The 1,823-nt window shown below is 64.3% G+C and carries 2 protein-coding genes; both read right to left on the reverse strand.

Annotated elements, in window-relative coordinates; translation table 11 throughout:
• Positions 1–121: 121 nt before the first annotated feature.
• Positions 122–1,561: an NAD(P)(+) transhydrogenase (Re/Si-specific) subunit beta gene (locus AC2VOP_RS14555; RefSeq protein ID WP_486961632.1), complete on the reverse strand. Its 1,440-nt coding sequence runs from the start codon at positions 1,559–1,561 to the stop codon at positions 122–124.
• Positions 1,558–1,823 (reverse strand): NAD(P) transhydrogenase subunit alpha part 2 (locus AC2VOP_RS14560; protein WP_486961633.1); only part of this gene is annotated, 266 nt, incomplete at its 5' end. The genes AC2VOP_RS14555 and AC2VOP_RS14560, both read right to left, overlap by 4 nt.

Consider the following 1,823-nt stretch of genomic DNA (forward strand, 5'->3'; position numbering starts at 1 on the left):
TTGATCCCAATCCCGACTATGACGGGGCAGACGAGATCGAGTGGTTTTTCAGATACATGCCGTGGGGTTTCCGTGGCGTCCTCGACGGCCAAGGCTATCCGCCGCCGAGCTATCCGCCGGTCTAAAGGGCTTTGAGTTCCTCGATAATCTCCGATACCGACTTCTTGGCGTCACCGAACAGCATGGTGGTGCCCGCGGCGTAGAACAGCGGGTTGTCGATGCCGGCGAAACCTGAGCCCATCGACCGCTTGAGCACGATCACCGATTTAGCCTTGTCCACGTTGAGAATCGGCATGCCATAGATCGGGCTATTCGGCTCATTGCGCGCCGCCGGATTCGTCACGTCGTTGGCGCCGATGACGATCGCGACGTCGGTCCGGGCGAACTCGTCGTTGATATCGTCCATCTCCTTCATCGCGTCGTAATCGACGTCGGCCTCGGCCAGCAGCACGTTCATGTGGCCGGGCATCCGGCCCGCAACGGGGTGGATGGCGTATTTGACCGGCACTCCGCGCGACTCAAGCAGCGTTGCCATGTCCTTGACCACGTGCTGGGCCTGCGCGACGGCCATGCCGTAGCCCGGCACCACGATCACCTGGTTGGCGTAGGCCATCTGTATCGCGGCGTCGGCCGCCGACGTGGACTTAACGACCCGATCCACGCCGTCGCCGGAGGTGAGCGCAGCTCCGCCACCGCCGAACCCACCGGCCACGATCGCCGGGATGGACCGGTTCATCGCCTTGGCCATCAGGTTGGTCAGGATCGAGCCGGAGGCCCCGACGATCATGCCGGCCACGATCATCGCGGTGTTGTTCAACGCCAGCCCGGCGGCCGCGGCTGAGAGCCCCGTCAGCGCGTTCAGCAGCGAGATGACCACCGGCATGTCGGCCCCACCGATCGGCAGCACCACCATCAACCCCAGCACCGCCGAGGCGACCAACAGGGCGATCATCCACCACAGCGAGACGCCGCCGCTGCCGGGATGCGCATCCAGGCCGATGACCACCGCGCACACCGTAGCCGCCGCCAGCAGCGCGATGTTGAGGTAGTGCTGGACGTGTCCCAGCCCGATCGGCCGGCCGGGAATGACCTCCTGCAGCTTGCCGAACGCGATCACCGAACCCCAGAACGAGATCGACCCGATGATCGCCGCGAACAGCGAGGCCACCACGATGTGCGCGGTCGGCTCCTCGCCGTACTGGAAGTCCGAAAAGCCGGTGGTCTCAATGAATTCCGACAGTGAAATCAACGCCACCGTGCCACCGCCGACGCCGTTGAAGAACGCCACCAACTGCGGCATCGCCGTCATCTTGGTGAGCCGGGCCGGCGGCACCCCGAGCACCACCCCGAGCAACAGGCCAGCGATGATCAACACCCACTGGTCGGTGTGTCGGATCAGTATCAGGGTGGCCGCCACCGCGATCACCATGCCTACCGCGGCGATCAGGTTTCCGCGCACCGCGGTCCTCGGGCCGGTGAGCCCCATCATTCCGTAGATGAACATCGAGAAGGCGATGACGTAGAGGGCCAGTACCAGGTAGTGGACCGAGTCGGCGGTCATCGGCCCTGCCCGTTCGTCTCGGTCTTGACCGGTTGGGGCTTTTTACTTTTGAACATGCCCAGCATCCGGTCGGTGACGATGAAGCCGCCGATGACGTTGAGGGTGCCGAACACCAGCGCCACGAACAGAATCACCTGCAGCGCCACTGAAGGGTGTTCGATGCGTCCCAGCAGCAGCAGCGCGCCGAGCACCACGATGCCGTGGATGGCGTTGGTGCCCGACATCAGCGGCGTGTGCAAGGTGTTGGGCACCTTGGAGATCA

The sequence above is a fragment of the Mycobacterium sp. TH-M106 genome (genome assembly GCF_057473765.1).

Excerpts from the sequence above, each read along its gene's own strand:
- AC2VOP_RS14555 (WP_486961632.1), bottom strand. The coding sequence starts at position 1,561 with ATGACCGCCGACTCGGTCCACTACCTGGTACTGGCCCTCTACGTCATC.